12 protein-coding genes are annotated in these 20,844 nt (G+C 48.6%); all 12 read right to left on the bottom strand.

Going from position 1 to position 20,844, the window contains the following annotated elements:
* Positions 1 to 4: 4 nt before the first annotated feature.
* Entirely contained in the window at positions 5 to 673 is a 669-nt protein-coding gene (locus tag T495_RS0101400; protein ID WP_028903065.1) for a DUF6089 family protein, read from the bottom strand.
* Positions 673 to 1,809 carry a DUF6242 domain-containing protein gene (locus T495_RS0101395; protein WP_033147345.1) on the bottom strand — a complete coding sequence of 379 codons (1,137 nt, stop codon included), beginning with the start codon at positions 1,807 to 1,809 and terminating at the stop codon, positions 673 to 675. Before T495_RS0101395 ends, T495_RS0101400 begins: the two co-directional genes overlap by 1 nt.
* A gap of 271 nt (positions 1,810 to 2,080) precedes the next feature.
* Positions 2,081 to 3,694, bottom strand: a complete 1,614-nt coding sequence (pckA, locus tag T495_RS0101390) for a phosphoenolpyruvate carboxykinase (ATP) (protein WP_028903067.1) — start codon at positions 3,692 to 3,694, stop codon at positions 2,081 to 2,083.
* 320 nt (positions 3,695 to 4,014) lie between these two features.
* Positions 4,015 to 5,313 (bottom strand): acetyl esterase Axe7A, encoded by a 1,299-nt coding sequence (gene axe7A, locus T495_RS0101385; protein ID WP_033147344.1) that lies wholly within the window; start codon positions 5,311 to 5,313, stop codon positions 4,015 to 4,017.
* A 177-nt stretch (positions 5,314 to 5,490) separates the two neighbouring features.
* A complete protein-coding gene (locus tag T495_RS0101380; RefSeq protein ID WP_033147655.1) occupies positions 5,491 to 7,536 on the bottom strand; it encodes a RagB/SusD family nutrient uptake outer membrane protein in 2,046 nt (681 codons plus the stop codon).
* A 23-nt stretch (positions 7,537 to 7,559) separates the two neighbouring features.
* Positions 7,560 to 10,808, bottom strand: coding sequence for a TonB-dependent receptor (locus T495_RS0101375; protein ID WP_081831962.1), 3,249 nt, complete (start codon positions 10,806 to 10,808; stop codon positions 7,560 to 7,562).
* A gap of 194 nt (positions 10,809 to 11,002) precedes the next feature.
* On the bottom strand, positions 11,003 to 13,495 hold the full coding sequence (locus tag T495_RS0101370; RefSeq protein ID WP_033147342.1) for a helix-turn-helix domain-containing protein: 2,493 nt from the start codon (positions 13,493 to 13,495) through the stop codon (positions 11,003 to 11,005).
* A gap of 123 nt (positions 13,496 to 13,618) precedes the next feature.
* Complete coding sequence (locus T495_RS0101365) at positions 13,619 to 14,500, bottom strand: carbohydrate kinase (RefSeq protein WP_081831961.1); 882 nt, start codon at positions 14,498 to 14,500, stop codon at positions 13,619 to 13,621.
* A gap of 5 nt (positions 14,501 to 14,505) precedes the next feature.
* On the bottom strand, positions 14,506 to 15,657 hold the full coding sequence (locus T495_RS0101360) for an MFS transporter (RefSeq protein ID WP_033147340.1): 1,152 nt from the start codon (positions 15,655 to 15,657) through the stop codon (positions 14,506 to 14,508).
* Positions 15,658 to 15,687: 30 nt separating this feature from the next.
* The gene (locus T495_RS0101355; RefSeq protein WP_033147654.1) at positions 15,688 to 17,346 is read right to left on the bottom strand and encodes a DUF4980 domain-containing protein; all 1,659 of its coding nucleotides are present in this window, start codon (positions 17,344 to 17,346) and stop codon (positions 15,688 to 15,690) included.
* Between the two features lie 472 nt (positions 17,347 to 17,818).
* Entirely contained in the window at positions 17,819 to 19,417 is a 1,599-nt protein-coding gene (locus tag T495_RS0101350; RefSeq protein WP_033147339.1) for a glycoside hydrolase family 32 protein, read from the bottom strand.
* Positions 19,418 to 19,432: 15 nt separating this feature from the next.
* Positions 19,433 to 20,821, bottom strand: coding sequence for a DUF4960 domain-containing protein (locus tag T495_RS0101345; RefSeq protein WP_033147338.1), 1,389 nt, complete (start codon positions 20,819 to 20,821; stop codon positions 19,433 to 19,435).
* Positions 20,822 to 20,844 lie beyond the last annotated feature (23 nt).

The raw sequence follows: 20,844 nt of genomic DNA, 5'->3' as shown, positions 1-20,844 counted from the left end.
ATTTTTACTCTTGGTTACACGTCTTGCATTTTTCCCAGAGGTCATAGCTTAAACCTATCTGGAGTACGCTGTAGCAGTCGGTGTTCTTAAACAACCCGCTACTCTTAATGCCGTAGGGGTCTTTGCTGCCGTCCAGCTTGTCGCTCAGCGTAAAACGCATGGCCCATTCTGCTATCAGGTTCAAACGGTCACCAATCTTATATTTCACGCCTGCGCCTATGGGCAGGTTCATTGTGGCTCCCTTCTCAGGTCCACCATAGATGGTGGCTCCTAATCCAGCTGTGATAAACGGTGTCAGGCGTTGTGCACCTCTGTATTCGTTGCCGGTACCATATGGCCAGAAGTTGTATTCTAATCGTAGGTCGGCCTCTGTGATGCGGTGGTCAAACGCGTAGGTCGTTATAGGATACCAGGCGTTGGTGCCCTCTGTTGCTCCTTTTATCTTGCCAGTACCGATATTCAGACCTATTGCCACTCTCGGGTCTAATCGATATTTGGCTATCACCGTCATCCACGGCTGCTCATTTTTTATCAGACTGCTGTTGTAGTCGCCTACGTAACTTATCAGTCCAATGCCGGCACCTATCTCCAATTTGTACTCAGGTTCGTCCTGGGCACTGGCAGCCACCGTTGTGGCCATGATGAAGATGATTGCCAATAGCCTTTTCTGCATTATTCTATGATCAGGCCTCGCCAAACTTTATCGGTATCCTTGTCTACTAACCAGAGATATCCGTCTTTGTCGGTTGTGGCACTGAGATTGCTTGAGTTCAGCCCTTCGGGCAACGTATATTTCGAAGAAGTCTTCCAGGTGATGCCCTGATCGCGACTTACATATATCTTCTGATCACTTCCGATGGCAAGTGCCTGATTGTTGAAGTAAACCAGATTGATGTTCTCCATCTTTGGCAGATAATACTGGTTGTGATCTTCTAACGGTATAAGAACCCATTTTGATGGCAGACTGTTCTCGGCATATTCTGCAATCTTGCGCCATACGATGCAGGCTTTGTTGTTCTTGTCGCTTGTGCCTACCAGCAACTGGTAATCAGTCGAGGCGTTTGCGGCAAAAGGCCATGATACAAATGCAATATTGTCCGTAGGCAACCAACTGGCATCGTCGTCGAGCTTATCGGCAGTCCATGTATCTCCTAGATCCTTGCTGACCATCAGCAAGCCATCATTACCAAAAGCATAGCCTTCTTCTGTGCCATATCCGATCAACTGCTTCAAGCCTGCTTTTGAAACCTGCTCATCCCAGATTGCTTTTTGGCTGTCTGTGGGCAAATCGGCTAATGTCTTCTGCTCCCAGATCATCTTGTCTGTTACTGCGTGGTGTACATTGATGGTTACCTGATAGCTACGATAGCCAGCACCATCCTGTGAATAGACGCGTAACTCCTTTAGCTTCTCGAAATTGATAGAGTCAGTGCTGCTGTAATAGAGCAGCGAATCCTGACCGTCGCTTGCAGGATAGTTAATTACTACAGTGCCTGCGTTCTTGCTGTTGATAGTTGCCAGAACGTGTTGCAGGTCGCAGTCTGATGGCAGCGAGTCTGTATTATAGATCAGATGCTTTGCCTGATCGATGGTGAAGACCACAGGATTTGAGAGTGTTTTCTTCGCGATGGAGTCGGCACCCGATTTTGATGTGGTCTGAACGTAGCGATTCACCGTTGCCAACTGAAACAGGACAACGGCAGTGTCGTTGTAATACTGGGTGGTGTCTTCATCGCTACTCTTCAGACATGAGGTCATGAGAAGAGCGCCTGCCAGCATCATACAGAGCGTAGAAATATATCTTTTCATTGAGTCAATATTCTATATTATGACAATTCGGCTGCAAATTTACGCACATTTCTGCAAATATGAGAAATTTTCTGTGTATAATTAATGAAAATATGCCATAATTTGACCGATTTTAAGTTAGTTTAGGTTTTTGGAATTAAAATAAGGGCGATTCCCGAAGAAATCGCCCTTTATTTTGATGTAAGTCAAATAATCTATATGACTATCTATTAGAGCTTTGGACCTGCAATCTTTGCCCTGCATAGGGCGAAGTTGCTTCCGCTCCTAAGCATTAGAGCTTTGGACCTGCAGCTACCAGAGCCTTACCAGCCTCGTTGCCCTCGTACTTCTTGAAGTTCTTGATGAAGCGGCCAGCCAAATCCTTAGCCTTCTCCTCCCACTCTGCTGCGTTAGCATAAGTGTCGCGAGGATCGAGGATGTTGGTGTCTACGCCCTCAAGCTGTGTGGGAACCTCGAAGTCGAAGAAAGGAATCTTCTTGGTAGGAGCGCTCAGGATAGCACCACCCAGGATAGCGTCGATGATACCACGAGTATCGCGGATAGAGATACGCTTACCAGTACCGTTCCAACCAGTGTTTACGAGGTATGCCTTAGCACCGCTCTTCTCCATCTTCTTAACCAGCTCCTCAGCATACTTTGTTGGGTGCAGCTCGAGGAATGCCTGGCCGAAGCAAGCAGAGAATGTAGGAGTGGGCTCTGTGATACCGCGCTCTGTACCAGCCAACTTAGCTGTGAAACCAGAGAGGAAGTAGTACTTGGTCTGCTCAGGAGTCAGAATAGATACTGGGGGCAGTACACCGAATGCGTCAGCTGACAGGAAGATAACGTTCTTAGCGTCAGGACCAGCACTCTTGCCATTTACCTTCTGGGCAATCTTTTCGATGTGGTTGATAGGATATGATACACGAGTGTTCTCGGTAACGCTCTTATCAGCGAAGTCGATCTTACCATCCTCAGCTACTGTTACGTTCTCGAGCAGAGCGTCGCGGCGGATAGCGTTGTAGATGTCGGGCTCGCTCTCCTTGTCAAGGTTGATAACCTTAGCGTAGCAACCGCCCTCGAGGTTGAATACACCCTCGTCGTCCCATCCGTGCTCGTCGTCACCAATCAGCAAACGCTTTGGATCGGTTGACAGAGTGGTCTTACCTGTACCAGACAGACCGAAGAAGATAGCGGTGTTCTTACCCTCCATATCGGTGTTAGCAGAGCAGTGCATTGAAGCGATACCCTGCAGAGGCAGATAGTAGTTCTGCATTGAGAACATACCCTTCTTCATCTCACCACCGTACCATGTGTTGATGATGCACTGCTCACGGCTTGTTGTGTTGAAGGCAACACAAGTCTCTGAGTTCAGACCCAGCTCCTTGTAGTTCTCAACCTTAGCCTTAGAGGCGTTATAGATAACGAAGTTAGGCTCGAACTTCTCCAGCTCCTCAGCTGTAGGCTGGATGAACATGTTTGTTACGAAGTGTGCCTGCCATGCTACCTCAACGATGAAGCGAACAGCCAGACGTGTAGCCTCGTTAGCACCGCAGAAAGCATCAACTACATAGAGGTTCTTGTTAGAAAGCTCCTTGATAGCGATGTCCTTAACCTGCTTCCAAACCTCCTCGCTCATGGGGTGGTTGTCGTTCTTGTATTCCTCAGTGGTCCACCATACCTTATCCTCGCTCTGTGCATCCTTTACGATGTACTTGTCCTTAGGTGAACGGCCGGTGTAGATACCAGTCATTACGTTTACAGCGTTGAGCTCGGTGTTTACGCCCTTGTCGAAACCCTCGAGTCCAGCCTTTGTCTCCTCTGCAAACAGAGTCTCATACGATGGATTGTGTGCAATCACGGTTGAACCAGTGATGCCATACTGAGTCAAATCTAACTTTGCCATATTACTAATCTATTTTTAAATGTAAATATTATCCTTTAAAAGATATTTTTAAAAATGCGCTGCAAAGATACTAATTATTCTTGAATAGACAAGTGACGATTGGCAATATTTTGCGCGCACACAATTCTTTTTAGGTTAAAGAATATAAAATTTTATGTCGGAGTGGCTCATTTGTCACTCCGACATATCATTTTTCTTTTCCAGATAGGCTACAGTCTCATTCCTATCGAGGCATTGAAGAACCTGTTGTCGAGTCGAATGTAAAATGTCAGCATCGGCATCGCTATCGCATTGATCAGTAGTTCCTTACACGGAACTTATTAGCGTTTTTGTTTCTTGAGCCAGGTCATCTGTCCGTAATTGGTCTCGTTAGTCGTCCAATGTTCATTGATGGGAGTTATCAGCGATTCCTTTGGGGCAGTGATGATGTTCCATACGATATAGCTGGTTGTTGGTGGACATACGTTGTCGTTATATCCCCACGTCAGATATACCGGACAGGTGATGCGCCGTGCGAAGTTTACGACATCGTAGTAGGCCATTGTCTTTACCTTCTCAGGGGTGAACATGTTTTTCAGGCGGTTGAAGTGCGGGTACCCACCGGCACGATTATCCAGATAGCCGGCCATGTCGCTCAGTGCAGGATGATTGGCCACGCAGGCAGTTACCCTACTGTCGAGCCCTGCTGTGATAAGTGAGAGGGCGCCGCCCTGACTGCCACCCTGTACAAACACGTTTTGGCCATCCCAGTCAGGGTGCGCACAGAGGAAGTCTATGGCGCGTACGCAGGCTACATAGACGTGCTTCATGTAGTAGTTGTCTTTGTCGTCGAGACCGTTTGTCAGGTAGCCGTTCTCGTAGTCAAAGGCCGTTGTGATTTCCTTGAACTGTTCGTCGGTCATTTCTGGGTTCAGACCGTGTATTTCCATCTCCAACCGGATAAAGCCGTTCTTGGCATAGAAGATGTTGCGCATCGGTTCTTTGATGGTCTTGATACCTGCACCTGGCGGGCAAAGGACTACGGGATATTTCCCTTCTGCCTTAGGTTTCGACAGGTAGGCATAAATACTATGGCGTCTGTCGGTCTTGATTTTTAATAGATAGGTCTCGGTCTCGTCAGTGCAGTAGGCGTCCACTTTCTTACAGGTGTAGGATACTGGCGTCTGCCTCGCTTCGTCCAGACAGGCTTTCCAGAAGGTATCAAAGTCTTTTGGATCCGCCGTGTAAGGTTTCAGCTTTTCTGGTGAGAAACCCACTTTAACGTGGTGTTGATAGCTCTGATTGTTTACCTGAGCTGTCAGTCTTAGGTCCAGAAATCCAGGTTTCTTCATGGTGCCCATATCAATGATGGCACGTCCGTTCTTCAGCCAAACTTTTCCTTTCGATGTCGCTGGCATCATGTCGGGGCCAATTTCGTAGTTTACCTCAACATTCTGTGGTATTCCATAGATACAGAATGTTACCTCTATTTTTGCTTTCTCGCCTACTTGGTACAACCAGTTCGCATGGTCAGGCATAGTCTGCCACAGATAGTCTGAGCGATAGGGATAGTTTTCAGCATTTATCATCACACTACTGCAAATCATCAGCAGTAAAAAGTATAATCTTATTCTATTCATAAATAATTTGTTTTGATGCAAAGTTAAGCATTTTTTCTGTAATTCGCAAGTTCTTTTTCTTTTTTTTGAGAATAAGTAGGAGAATGCTCTTGCACTCTCCTACACAAAAAACTAAAACTAACCTGTATTAATAAATAACTTAATACATTCTTACTAACTAACAAAAACTAAAATCTTCTATTTCTGTGGAAGTCCGTAGCCATTGGTTACCTGGCCTTTCGACTGTGTCAGTACCTCAAATGGAATCGGATGATAATAACGTGGTGCATTGCCGGCTGTTCCCAGACCTGAAAGCAGATTGCGGTCGTAGATGCCTGCCTCTTCGGCAACTACGTCAATACCCCAGTTTGTTTTCACATATCCGTCGGCTTCCAGTGCATGAGCCTCGTGACTGTCAGGATCGATATACTTAAATAAGCCCTTAATGGCTACATTGTGGTCATTGCCCTTAACCTTTGCTTTTACGTCGGTAATCGTGGTGTAGTCATACTGTCCTCTCCAGCCAGGGAAGAGTGCTGCATTAGTTGGATCAGCATCAAAGGTAAGTGGATTTTCCAGATGTACATTCTTGGTCCATACGTATGCAGGGATTGTGCGACCATTGTTAAAGGTGTAATATCCGTTTGCTTTTAATCCCGCAATCATCTCCTTGACCTGAGCGCGCATCTGGTTGGTGCGCTCCGTGAACTTGCCTGATAGGATCATGTCCCAGCGTATCGTACCCTCGAAGAGTAATTCGCGCTGACGCTCCTTGTAGATGGCATCAAGCAGTGCTTTGCCACTCAGACCAGTGGCAATGGCGTGATTATTGTCGCCGAAAGCGCGCTGGCGTATCTGGTTCACCAGACTGATGGCTCCGGCATTGTCGGTGCCCAGTTCTGCTTTACATACTGCCAGCATCAGCATCACGTCGGCCATACGCAGTTCTACGTAGTTGATACCCGACTGGCGCTGTGCACGGACATAAGGTGGATTCATGCGATTGTCGTCCCATTTATTGTTGGAGATGCCGCCTTTGCACTTATTGCCGTTCAGGAACGATAGTAATACCTCATTGCCGTCGCCGTTGCTGCCGGTTACGGTCATACTGACATCCATACGCTTGTCACCATCTTCATATCCGGTGTAGTAGAACGATGGCACCACGCGGAAGGCACCAAACACCTTACAGGGGGCTGCATTCGAACCACCACCATTTGAAGGACGGCCTTGACTATAAGGACGCTCACTCTGTATAGTCTCCATGTTGCCGATCTCGAAGAGCGACTCTGGACTGATCTGGTTGTTGTGCGCATATTGGAACACCATCTGGAATGGGTTGTTGCAGTAACCACGACCGTCGGCAGTCACCAGTTGGCAGGTTCCCTTATTCTCGTTAAGTGCCATTGAGAAATACTTCTCGGCTGTTTGTAGATATGTCTTGTAGTCGGTTCGACGAGCGTAAACACATCCGTTTGCCTCAGTGCCCTGTTTGTCGAATTGTACGTCGCCGTACAGACCGTTTACATCCGTACGGATTGTCTGCCAACCAGCAGCGTAGTAAGCCATCTGTCCAATCAGGCCATCAGTGAATGTGCGTGACATGCGTTCTGCTGTGATGCCGCCTTCACCTAACTTGTACATCAGTGGCTCAACAGCCTGCAGCTCTGCAATCAGTTTATCGTAGATCTCGTAGCGCGATACCAGCGGATAGCCTTCGGTAGCCACAGAGTTCTCAATGCCGAAGGGCACATCTCCATAGTGCTTGGTCAGGTGGAAATAGCAGTATGCATAAAGTGTCATAGCCTCGCCATAGAGTTGGGTCCACATGTTGGTGGTGCCAGTTTCAACGGCTTTGGCATAATCATCCTTTTTGGCTATGACGTCGGCCACACGACGAGCACGGGCCAGAGCGCTGTAGAGTGAGTTGAACTGCGACTGCTTGCCGCTGATCTTGGTTTCTTCGGGCATCAGCATACCGATGGTGTTATTAGGCGAGTTGAACTCTGGATAGTATTCGGCATCCGATGTGCAGTCCTCCCAGTGGTAGTTACCGCCCGAAGCACAGTTCTGTCGGTATTCAGCGTATGCCCATGAGAGGGCTTTGAAGGTCTCGTCTGTTGATGATGTCACAAATGCATCATCGTTTTTGGCTGGCGATTCTACGTCGAGATAGTCGCTGCACGAAGCAAAGAGCATAGCACAAAGCAGAAAACCGCCTGTTTTTATATTTTTGGTATTCATAATCATTTCGTCATTATTATTTCTTAAAACTGAACATTCAGGCCAATTACGAACGAACGTGAACGAGGATAGGTTCCCCAGTCAAGTCCGATTGTTGGATAGGCTGCGTTACCCTGATTGCTGTTGGTGTTCACCTCAGGATCCAGACCGTCGTAGCCGGTAATTGTCAATAAGTTATATACCGTTCCGTAGATACGGCAGTTACTCATGCCAATCTTGTTGATGATCTGCTTGGGCAGACTGTAGCCTAATGTGAGTGTGTTCAAACGAAGATAGGAGCCATTCTCAATACCATCACTCGAAACGATACCTGTCTCGTGGTAGGCATTGGCATATTTTGCATTCGCATTCAGTCGGTTCAGGTCCTCTGGTGCTGTATAGCGAACCAGTTCGCCGTTCACGATGTCGTAGTATCTGTAGGCATCCTTCATGAAATCCAGTTTGTTCATGAAGATACCGTTATCCTTGTAACCGTACATCGAGGCCAACTTATTTACGTTGTAGATCTTATTGCCGTAACTCCAGTTGAAGTATAGGCCCAGATCGAAGCCCTTAAAGGTGGCATTGATATTGAAGCCGCCAGTGTGTGTAGGATTCATGTCGCCGATAATGGTGTAGTCTTCCGAGTTAATCACACCATTATTGTCTGTATCCTGATACTTGGGCATACCGGGATAAGCCACCTGACCTTCTGGACGTCCGTCCTTGGGCACGCCATAGAACTGAGAGAGGTTCGAGGCCAGATCGGCAACTCCCTTCTTCAAGGTATAGCAACCATTATCATAATCAAAGTCGGCAGGTGTGTAGTAGCCCTGCGCAACCAAACCATATACCAGGCCTACGGGCTCTCCGACTTTCAGAATATAATCGTCGCTTGGCATACGCATCTGAATCCACTGTGTACCATATTCACCAGTTACTCCATCTGCTAACTTGTCAACATTTCCCTTGTTGAAGTTGATGTTGGCATTGGCGGTTACACTCCAGTCGTTATCTTTATAGATAACACCACCCAATGAGAGCTCCAAGCCTTTGTTGCTGGTCTGGCCGATGTTGGCGAATGTCGAAGTGAAGCCGGTAATGCCAGGCAGCGATGTGTTCATCAGCAGGTCCTTGGTGGTGTTCTTATAGACATCGATGGTACCCCAGAGTCGGCCGTTCAGTAAACTGAAGTCCAGACCGATGTTTCGTGTAATGGTGGTCTCCCATTTCAGGTCTTCGTTGGCCATCGATGCCGAGGCAAGATCATACGAGGGGAGGAAGGCACCGTTCATGATGTAACGCCAACGGTTATCGGTCTCGGCTGCCCAGGTCTGCGACCAGAGGTCGGCACTGATACCGTCGTTACCTACCGTACCATACGATACGCGCAGTTTCAGATTGTCGAGCCAGCTCTTGACACTGGCCATGAATGGCTCCTCGGTGATGCGCCATGCCAGAGCAGCTGCAGGGAAATAACCCCAGCGGTGCTTAGGCGAGAACTTAGAACTACCATCGGCACGCATGGTCACAGTGAGCAGATAGCGGTCAAGCATGTTGTAGTTCAGACGTCCGAAGTATGAGAGAATACGCTCGGGAGTAGAGAATCCTGAGTAGAAATTGGTGGTCTTGCCTGCGTTAGGATCATACTGGTTGATCATGGCAAAGGCATTGTCCTTGCTGAAGTTGGCTGGGAAGTGGTTGGCGTTTACACCGATGCTCTCGCCACCCGAGTTGGTGACCTCCTGACCCAACAGCACATTCAGGTTGTGGCCCTTGGCGATATCAATGACGTAGTTCAATGTGTTGGTCCAACGCAGGCTCCAACTCTTGCCCTGTGCATACTGTGCGTCGCCGGCAAACAGTTTCTCGCCTTCGTCGCTCAGATAGTCTGAATAGGTAGCGCCACTCCAGTTCTTGGTCTGGTTCCAGCCGCGTGCTAAGGTGAAATCTGTGTGATAGGTCAGTCCTTTCACGATGCCCCAGTTCAACGAGGCTGTAGCGCGCAGATGCTGGCGCATTGACAGTGGCTCGTAGTCTTTGATGCGCTCGTATGGGCTATAGCGGTCCCAGAGTGTCTGACGGCCATACATATCTATATTGCCTGTGCGTAAGGCACCAAGGTCGCCCTTGATGTCGCTTGTGGCGATAGGACGGAAACGGTAGGCGAACGACAGGATGGAACCCTGTCCGCTGGTGGTTCCCTCGTTGCTCATGCTCTGCACATCGACGTAGCGTGTATCAAGTGCGAAATCGAGGTTCTTGGCCAGTTTCTGGTTGAACTTCAGCGAAATGTTAGCACGTTTCTTATACGAGTTGATCTTCAGTCCTTCCTCGTCCATGTAGTTTACTGAGAAGAGCACCTTGGTCTTATCGGTGCCGTCAGAGATGGTCAGGTCGTGATTATGTGAGAAAGAGTTACCATACACATCCTTCTGTACATCATACTTGCTTACGTTCTTATAGGCCTCTATACCGCCATTGGCCAGTCCGAACAAGTTCGATATCTCAGTGGCATAGGTGGGGTTATAGGCATCTGCCACCGCCCAGGTATAAGCTAAATAGTCATAGGGCGAGAGCGATTCCAGATACTTGGTGGGGGTGTTGAACTTGGCGTAGCCGTTGTACGATACCGATACTTTACCCTCTTTGGCTCCTTTGGTGGTTACCAGGATAACACCATTGGCACCACGCGCACCGTAGATGGCTGTCGATGAGGCGTCTTTCAGCACGTCGATGCTTTCTACCTGATCGGCAGGAATATCGCTCATCGAACCAGCGATACCATCAATCAGTACCAGTGGCTCATTGCTCTGTGAGATAGAACCACCGCCGCGTACACGGATAGAAACCGAGGCATCGGGACGGCCGTCCTGCGATACGATGTTCACACCAGGCAGTTTTCCTTGCAGCGCCTGTGTCAGATTGGCTACAGGAGCCGAAGCTACGTTCTTACCTGATACCGAGGCCACCGATCCTGTCAGGTCACGACGGCGTACAGTCTGATAACCGATTACGACCACCTCGTCGAGCGATGCGTTGTCCTCGTCCATCACTACGTTGATGGTTGACTGACTGCCTACAGTGACTGTCTTGGTCAGATAGCCGATGTAGGAAAACTGAAGTTGTGTTGATGGCTTGACTGACAGGATGGTGTATTTGCCATCGAAGTCGGTCACCGTACCATTCGTGGTACCTTTAACCATCACACTAACACCAATAAGAGGTTCGCCCTGTGCATCTTTCACCAGTCCGGTTACCGTCTGCTGGGCAAAACTCACGAGCCATAGCATGCATGATGCTATCACTACTGTAAACCTTTTGAATTGTTGGTTCATTGAATTTTGTTTTTTATTAATAGTTAGTACTATGAAAAATAAATGTCGGCTGCAAAAGTACACTATTAATAAAAAAACGCAGGTGGAAAAACATCCCAATGATAGGGGGTGATTGTGTCAGTACTGGGTATTTGACACAATATTACCTCCTATCTGCCATAATTTTCATCCCTGTATTCCGAGGGCGTCATGCCTGTTTCTGCCTTAAAACATTTCCTGAAGTACACCACGTCTGTAAAGCCGCAGGCATAGGCTACGTCTTTTACCAGCAGACCTTTCTTCAGCATGGCACATGCCTTACGCATGCGAGCCTCACGAATAAAGTCAAGTGGTGTAACGCCCAAGAGCGATTTCATCTTCCGATTCAGCCCCGATCTGCTGGTGGCAGTAGCTTCGGCCATATCGCCTATGTTGATGTCGGCATCCGACAGGTGACTCTCGATGAAGGTTACTGCCCGTTGCATGAAAGCCTCGTCTTCGGGTTTCATCACTTGGCGGGGCATTGGCTCCTGATGGTCGTCGCGTGTTTCACTACCCGCATTGAGTAATGCCAGATAGGCTTCATGCAGTTCTTGCTGGCGACGCTTCAGTCTGATGATATACCGTCGGGTGCGTAGCACGCCCCCAACCGCTGTTATCAGTATCAGGGTGTAGAGTAGCTGTGCCCAGCGTGTCTCCCAGAAGGTGGGCTCCACAATGATGGTTAGCGTGCGAACATTGTTTGCCCATACACCATCACTGTTGGTTGAACGTATCTTGAGCTGATATGTACCAGGCGACAAGTTAAGGAAGGTGGCAGAATGCTCCTTGCCTATTTCGTGCCATGATGCGTCATCCCCCAACTGGTAGGCATAGTTGATGCTACCTCCGTCTGCGTAGTCCAATGCTGCAAAATGAATGGTGATGTCACGGTCTTCCGGTCGTTTCAGTAATAATGTGTTGAGACCGTCGACTGCCAGGTCTGGACTGCCGTTATGGATTGATAGGGCAGTGAGTGCGATAGGAGGCACGAATGTGCTTTTACGGAGCGATTTCGAGTCGACCACGAGTGCACCGTCCTGCAGGCCGAAGATGATGTGCCCATCAGGCAACTTCGCAGGAATGGCTTCCGAATAGCGGAACGAATGTTTCCAATAGTTGGCGTCGAACACGGCTGTTTGCTTGGTATCAGGATTCCAGCTGATGAGCTGATTACTGCTGGTTATCAAGATTGAACCATCAGCCTCAATGGCTGATTGTGTCAGGTCTGATGCAAAGCCGGTAGCGGTGTTGAAATGACTGAAAGATAGTTCCTCTGCCAAGAGGTTGCTTGAGGCTATCTGGTCGATGCCGCCAGTCTCCGTACAGATGAAGATGCGATGCTTGCTGTCTTCGAGTACGTACATCAGGGCATTGTTCGACAGACTCTCAGCCTCTTGCGCATGCCGACTGTGTAGCTTAAAACGTACTTGTCGGGCGTCTTTTTTCGATACATCAGCAACTAATAGTCCGGAGTTGGTAGCTGCTAGCAGCACGCCGTTTCCGGTAATATGGATTTGTCGTACCCTTGTTGCTGCATCCTGTGGATATGATAGGCCGTTGCTCTTATTCCTGATAACGGGTTGCTCGGCCTGTGGCTGTTCTATGCAGTTGATACCGCCCTCAAAGGTTCCCACCCAGAGTCGCCCGTATTGATCCTCTGCGATGTTGTACAGGTCGTTGCTGTTTAGTGAGAAGTGCGAGATATTGAAACTGCCGTTATGCTCACGGAGTCTGTAGAGTCCATCGGGTTTCGATGCCAGCCAGAAGGTTCCATGCGTGTCTTGCATCACGTGATAGATTGGCGAGCCGAACGATGTGTATGATGGATGCAGTCGGCCGTCGCGTCCCAGGTAGCCTAACAGATGGTTGTCTTTGTCGAAAAGCCGGATGCTGGCATCGTCGCGTGTGGTGACCCAGTACCGTTTGGCGTTGTCGATGCAGAATGCCCGCACATGCATGGGCTTGTCCTGTGGCAGCATACAGAAGTTCTTCTGACTGAACGTCAGCTTGTGTACCGAGTTCTCGCTGCGGAACCACACGTTCCCCTGATGGTCTGTCAGTCCGTAGTGCAGATAGCGGTATTGCCCGATACTGGTAGGGTAGGTTATCCATTGTCCGTTCTGCTTATAGGCGATATGGCCGTCGCGCCCAATAGCCCACCTTACGCCGTACTTATCCTGACATTCAAAGATGTCGCTATGCGGTACGCTGGGATGCGTGATGCGTCGCTGAAACATCACCAACTGTCTGCGTTCCTCTTCGGGCTGTACCTTGCTGAACTTACAGGTTTTTGTGTTAAACAGGAATATATGCTCCTCAATCTTGCACAGCAGGTTGTCATCATCGGTTAGTACGGCATCCTGTATGCGGTTCGATGGCAGGTCGATACCATCGCCTACGCGTGTCTTGAAGCATTCCAGTGTGTAGCCGTCAAAACGGTTCAGTCCGTTCCAGGTGGCAAACCATATCATGCCTTTCTTGTCTTGTACAATCTGGGTAACAAACCATTGTGCCATGCCATTGGTTTCGTCGTAATGGGTCACGGTGCATTGAGGTTGTGCGTTTGTTGGCACAATCCACCTTGTCAGCATGAAGACAATCAGGATGATGATTCTTCGCATTGTTTTAGTAATATTAATTAGTAATCGGGTGCAAAATTAGTAAAAATGGCTGAAAGCTCCAAAACTTCCAGCCATTTTTATTCATTCAGATGGTATGTCTGCCTGAGATTGGGGGTACTGCCTTTATTTCTTCAGTTCTACGGGAATCACTGGCATCGCACCGTTCTGGGTACATACGTAAGCACTTACCTGTACAGCTGTTTTATGGGCTTGCTGTACGGGATTTCCGTTGATGATTGAAGCACAGAATGAGCCTGTAAATGAGTCGCCTGCACCTACCGTATCGGCAACTTCAACCTTTGGCGTATCCTGGAACGAGGTCAGCCCGTCGTCGGTAAATACATACGATCCGTTAGTGCCGCAGGTCAGTACCAGCATCTTCAGGTGATAGTCCTGAACTATCTTCTCGCAAGTGCCGCGCATATCCAGACTGTCGTAACCGAACATGCGACTAACAACCACTAACTCTTCGTCGTTGATCTTCAAGATGTCACAGATACAGAATGAGTCCTCCAGTATCTCTTTCGAGTAGAACTGCTGGCGCAGATTGATGTCGCATATCTTCAAACAGTCTTTTGGGGTGGCATCGAGAAACTTACGGATGTTTTCACGTGATACCACGTTGCGCTGTGCTAACGATCCGAAGCATACGGCACGTGCGTTCTTGGCAATCTCGTCCATCTCGTCTGTGAATGGGATATTATCCCATGCCACGTTCTCTTTGATGTCGTAAGTGGGGATACCATCGCCTGTCAGGGTTACCTGTACAGTGCCTGTGGGGTAGGGTACCCGTGGCATCAGGTAGTTCAAGTTGTGCTCCTTCAGAGCTTCAATGGTCTCCTCTGCCAGTGCATCCTCACCCAGTGCGCTGATGGCAATGGTGTTATCGCTGCCTAAGAATTGTCCTGCGTGATAAGCGAAGTTGGCTGGTGCACCACCTAATTTCTTTCCATCGGGAAGTACATCCCACAAAGCCTCTCCGAGGCCTACGATATATCTCTTCATAATTCTTAGTTGTTTTTTACGTTTTTAATATAGGTAAATAGATAAATCACTCCGATAGCCATCACGATGACTGCTCCTGCCTGGCCCATGGCGTCGCTGGCAAATCCCATCAGCAGTGGGAAGATAGTTCCGCCAAACAGTCCCATAATCATCAATCCTGATACCTCGTTCTGCTTCTGTGGCATTGCTGTCAGAGCCTGTGCAAAACAGATTGAGAAGATGTTGGAGTTGCCATAGCCCACCAGTGCGATGGCTGTGTAGAGTATCCACTTCTCAGTGCCGATGAACAGTCCGCACATTGATAGTGCCATCATCACTACGCTAATCACAAAGAAGGTACGATTAGGCAATACACGCAGGAAGAAAGAGCCTGTCAGACAGCCGATGGTACGGAAGATGAAGTACAGACTGGTTGCAAATGCTGCGTCGTTAAGTGTCAGTCCCAGTCGCTCCATCAGTATCTTCGGGGCTGTGGTGTTGGTGCCCACGTCGATTCCTACATGGCACATGATACCAAAGAACGATAGCAGTACGATAGGTGTGCCCAGCAGCTTCAGACAGTCTGTAAATGTAGAAGCATTGCCTGACGTCTGTTCTTCTTCGATAGGAGTAATTGCCAGTAGCGCTGCAGCCAGAATGCCCACCACAAAGTAGATCATAAACAGCACTCGCCAGTCGTAGCCGAACGAAGGCAGAACCTGTGTGGCGCCCCACATGGCCAGATATGGTGCCAGAAACGAGGCGATGGCCTTGATAAACTGTCCGAAGGTGAGTGTCGATGCCAAGTTTCCTCCGCCCATCACGGTTGATACCAGTGGGTTAAGCGATGTCTGCATCAGTGCGTTACCAATTCCAAGCAGTGAGAATGCGCAGAGCATTATGCCGAAGTTCTCGCCAAACAGAGGAAGAAGCAGCGATACGATAGTCACGCCGAGCGATAGCAATACAGTGTTCTTTCGTCCGATCTTGTTCATCAGCATGCCTGTAGGTACACTGAAGATCAGGAACCAGAAGAATACGAGCGACGGGAAGATGTTGGCCACGCTGTCTGTCAGCTGCAGGTCTTCCTTCACATAGTTCGATGCAATGCCCACCAGGTCGACAAATCCCATGGCGAAAAAGCAGAACATCACGGGGATCAAAGCAAATTTCTTCATATTACTAACTTTTCTCTAAATTCTTAATTTTTAATTCTTAATTTCATATATTGTCGCTTTTCCGCCCTTCACCTTAATACTATTATAAGGTTCTGATGGGAATACCAGGTTTGTCATAGCCATCTTTCCTTCTGCATCGAAGGCCTCGATAGAGCAGCGGTCGATAAACAATCGCAGCTGTTTGATATGTCCATAGGTAGGAGCGATAGATGTGCATGCAAAAGCCTCACTGAAGCTCACGTCGCCACTCTTCGTACGGTCCATGCTGAAACTCTGTCGCTGTCCGTCGTAAACCATCACCACCTGCTCGCCCTTGGTATTCGAGAGCACAATCTCGGCCTGATTCTTCACGTCCACCACAATCTCGCAAGCCTCAGTAGGCTTCTTCACTTTGGCGCCACGCATGGCCAGCATCTCCTTCGATGGAACTACGCTTACATAAGTCTCCTCGCCATAGTTGAACAGTCCGAGGTCGCGGGGGATACTGTTGGCCGAGCGGTATTGCTTGGTAGGTACCTGATTGGCATACTGCCAGTTGCTCATCCATGCCAGTACCACATGACGTTCCTCAGGTGCGTTATAGAACGATACGGTAGCGTAATGATCCTTACCATAATCCATCCACTTGGTAACCTTTGGCATCGACTCGCAGGTAAACTTATGCCCGTCGAACTGCCCCACGAAGTACTGTGTGGCACTACCTCCGAATGGACCACCGGGGTTGATGTTGCAGATGAGCACCCACTTATTGTTGATCTTCATGAGGTCAGGACATTCCCACACGCCGCCGTGATTGCCATACTCCTGACCGAAAGCTGACTCGTATTTCCAGTCTTTTAGGTTCTCTGACGAGTAGAGCTGCATCTCCTGACCCACTGCCAGGATCATCACCCAGCGCTTGGTGCCCTCAAACCAGAACACATTGGGGTCGCGGAAGTCGGGCTTGTCGCTGGTCAGTATAGGGTTTCCTTCATATTTCTTGAATGTCATTCCACCGTCTTTTGATATGGCCATCGACTGTGTCTGGTGGTGACCGGCTGAGGTGTAGAAGGCTACTACATCATCTCCGTTGGTGATACATGAGCCACTGAAGATGCTACCCAACCAGTCGGGCTCGAATGTCTGTGGCTGTGCTTCCCAATGCACCAGGTCTTTCGACGTAGAGTGGCCCCAGTGCATGTTCTCCCATTGTGAACCATAAGGGTTGTACTGATAGAAGAGATGCCATACACCATCTTTGTAGAACATGCCATTCGGGTCATTCATCCAACCGTATACGGGAGTATGATGATATACTGGGCGGAAGCGCTCGCGATTGGTGGTGTCGAAGGTATCGCTATACTTGATTTCCTTCCAACAGGCAAACTCGCCTACGGCACCTTTCAGACGGCGGTCGCCATGAAACTCGATGTCGAGCAGCTGGGCATCCTTCAACTCGTAGGGCACGTAATAATCTACGCGATCTACTGCCAGCTTCACATTGATGCGCTGTGTCATCTCGTTCTTCCCGTTCACCACGGCTATAGCCGCAATGTCCTCAGTCTCCTGTACGGGCAGCAGTAAGTACTTGGTTGGTTGTTCCACTCGCAGCATGGCATGCTTCTCGCCCAGCACCATCGGTGTTACTTGGGCCATCGCCGATGCAGAGGTCAGTACGGCTGCCACCGCCATCATTACCGTTCTTCTCATTTTGCTATTCATTCTGATTGTACGTTTTTAGATTTTCTGCTGCAAAAGTAGTACAAATTGTGCGTATAACCTATAAATAATGTTTCAAACAATAAGAATAATCGTTCATTGCAACATTTTTTCTGTGTAATGAACGATAAATGATAGGTTATAGTCTTAAAGGTATGCTTTTGGGGGCTAAAAGGTATACTTTTGCAGTTTAAAAGTTATACTTTTGCAGGCTAAAAGGTAAGCTTTTATACGCTTGCAATCATATGCCATTTTTCTCTAAGTACTTTTCAATTGCAAAGTACTTAGCGTGCAATTGTTTTCTAACTACTTTGCAAATACTACACTTCAATAAAAAATGTGCGACTCTCACGAGCCGCACCGTTCTTACTTTGAATCAATCCATTACCTTACCAACTAAATTTAACCAATTAATTACATTATGAACCTAATACAATAACTAACTAAAAACATTCGCTGTATTTTATTGCTGACTAACCTTCACGTCGCTAACTGTGATTGAACCGCCGTAGTTGTTGATGCTCCAGCAGTTTTTCTGGATGCCGTAGATGCGCTGGGTGTAGGCGCATACATCGTTGATGTAAAGTGTCAGGACGCTGTTATCTGTGTAGATGTCGATGTTGTAGACATTGTCACTGGGGCGTGCGAAGTTATAACCATCGGCAGCCTCGATGAAGCCCTTGCCTTCCTCGCCTTCCTGCTCGAGGTTAATCTTGCGGCCATCTTCCCACTCGGGGTTAACAACCATTGTATAGTATTTCTTCGAATCAGTACCGCGTACAAATGATACACCAAACTTATCCCAGTTGTTCGAAGTCTTAACAGTGAACGAGATGTGGTTGGCTGTGCCCAGACGGTTGTAGAGTACGTATGCTCCATCGCCACTCAGTGAACCATTGTTGTAGCCATTCGATTCCATCACTGTAGCGTTAACTGTCTGATTATATTTGGCTGCCATTGCAGGCACTGCACCCAGAGTAAGTGTACCATCGTTATGTTGTATAACCTTGTGGCAAACCAATGCACCACTCCAGTTGGGCTCGTTGCCGTCGCCAGCACCTACGTTGGTGTTCTTCTCGTGAATATCGCTACCAGAACGGAATGGACACCATCCCCAGATGTAACGATCTGTACCATTAGAGGCTGTCTTGGCGGCATAGAGTGAACGACTGTCGAGCACACCCTCGTGTCCGTCAGGAGCCCACTTTGGTCCGTCATTGAGACAGTTCTTCAGTTCCTCATAGGTTGAGGCTACCATATACTTAACCTTACGGCTCCAGTTGGCGCGATAGCTCTCGCTGAACACGATATACCAGTAGTCGCCCATCTTGAAGATGTCAGGACACTCCAGCATACGGTCCCAAATCATACGGATACGGCCTACGTGCTCCCAGTTTTTCATGTCGTTCGACTTGAACTCAGCAAATACAGGGTCGCCACCACCATTAGGATAGGTAGAGATAACCATGTGATAGAGGTTGTCGTCGGCTACGAATATCTGTGGATCGCGGAAGTCATTACCAGAGTAACCATAGTCAGGACCATTCAGAGTCCAAAGTTCGTCCTTAGTCCAGGTCTTAAAGTCGGTAGATGTTGCACGCATCACCACTTCGCGGTTCTTGCAGTTGCCGTTGTGACCTGTGTAGTAGATATAATATGTACCATCCTTCTCGTATGCGCAACCTGTACCCAGTGCCGCATCCTGCTGATAGTCGTTAGCACCGTATGCCAGCAACTCGCCCAGCGACTCGTAGTTAGCACCATCCTTGGTAGATACAGCCCAAATGGGGTGGAAGCGATAAGTCATGTTGTTGATGAACTCCTGCAGGTAGAGCACCTTGAAGTCGCCGCTCTTCTGATCGTAGAAAGGCATGGGGTCGCCTACACGGCCTACAGCTGGTGTATAGAATGTGCCAAAGCCGGCAGCATCAGTCGAAGCGAAGAATGTGGTTGTGCCGTTCCAGTCCTTTGCGGGATCGCCGCTGAACTCCTCGTCGCTGCACGCCGTCAGCACAGAGGCTGACAGCATGAGTGCGAATACTGAATATATCATTGTCTTCATAACTTACAGTTTTTTTTATTTGGTTAGATAATTGAATGCGTTGAGCAGGATAGTGCCCATGTTGTCGTGATAGTTAGACTCGTATGGAGTAGGAGAGTTCCAGTCGTAGAGACCTGAGCCAAGACAGATGATACCACCCTTACCAAACTCGCCGTTAGCAGCCTTCAACTCCCATGCGTTCACGCTGTTGTCGCCAGTCAGAGCGCGACCACCAGTCTTAGCTTCCATAGCATCCTTACCACCCTGATAAGTATCCCAGAATCCATACTGCGATGTGGTGTTACAAATAGTGTAATCCTTATCGAGTGTGTAGATAGCTTTGTCAGGCGCACCTGGATAGGTCTTGAGGTTATTCCATAGTGGGTGAGTGATGTCGTAGGCAAATGTATGCCAAGGATCGTCGCCCATCAGGTCGGAGCCTTCGCCGCCTCCGCCGCCCCAAACATTGTTTGGATAAGCGTCCTCAGGCATAGCACCCAGTGCGATAGCGTAGTTCACCGCGCTACGACCCAGTACGAATGCGCCACCCTTCTGCCAGTATTCCTTCATCTTGGCCAGTGCTGTCATAGCACCCTGCTCAGCCTCAGCAAATCCGTTGTAGTTGCCGTATGATGAACAATGACGGTGGAAGAATATCAGCTTACATTTCTCGAGTGAGATATTTCCGCCAGCTACATCGCTCCATGATGCGTAGGCTGCACTTGCAATGTTACCAGTGAGCCACTTGGCAGCAGCCTTCTCCTCATCGTTCAGCAGTTCGATGTTTTCAGCATCGCCAACAAACAGTGCGATAGGATCCTCAATCAGTGTTACGTAAACCGTATAAACTGTAGTAGCAGTATTGTCGTTAAGTGTAATCTGGAACGGCTCAGTGAAGTTGCCCTTAGTGCCGCTAGCGGGACTACAGGTAGCATCCTCGCTGCATTCAACTTCGAAAGTAGCATTGCTAAGGTCGATACCGCTGTTGGCCATCACGCTTACGGTGATAGTCTTGTCCTGCTGGTTGATGGCACCTTTCACGCCCTCAAGGATGAAGAGTGACATCAGCGCCTCGTCGTTTCTCACGCTTACCTGATAGTCCATCACCAGGTCGCCATTGCTGATGTGAAGATTGCGATCGGCATCAAAGTTGATGTGGTCGCCCACCTTCATATTGGTCTGTGCGCCAGCAGATACTGTCAGACTTGTTATCTCCATATCACCCTTCTGGGCGAAATCTACGGGCACTTTTACTTTTACCAGTCGCTTCTCTGTGTTGATGGTACCTTCGTATTGTCCGTTCAGGACAAACTTCTCAACCAAGCATGAACCGCTTACGTCGATGCTGCCCGTATGATCATCGTTACAAGCGGTGAGCCCGCATACGATGCATATTGCGCAGATAATGCTATATATCGTTTTCATAACTCTTAACTCTAAATTCTTAA

It is taken from the genome of Prevotella sp. P6B1, assembly GCF_000702825.1.
Lineage (GTDB): Bacteria > Bacteroidota > Bacteroidia > Bacteroidales > Bacteroidaceae > Prevotella.
Note: the sequence above shows the minus strand (reverse complement) of the source record. Positions and strands in the feature narration are given on the sequence as shown.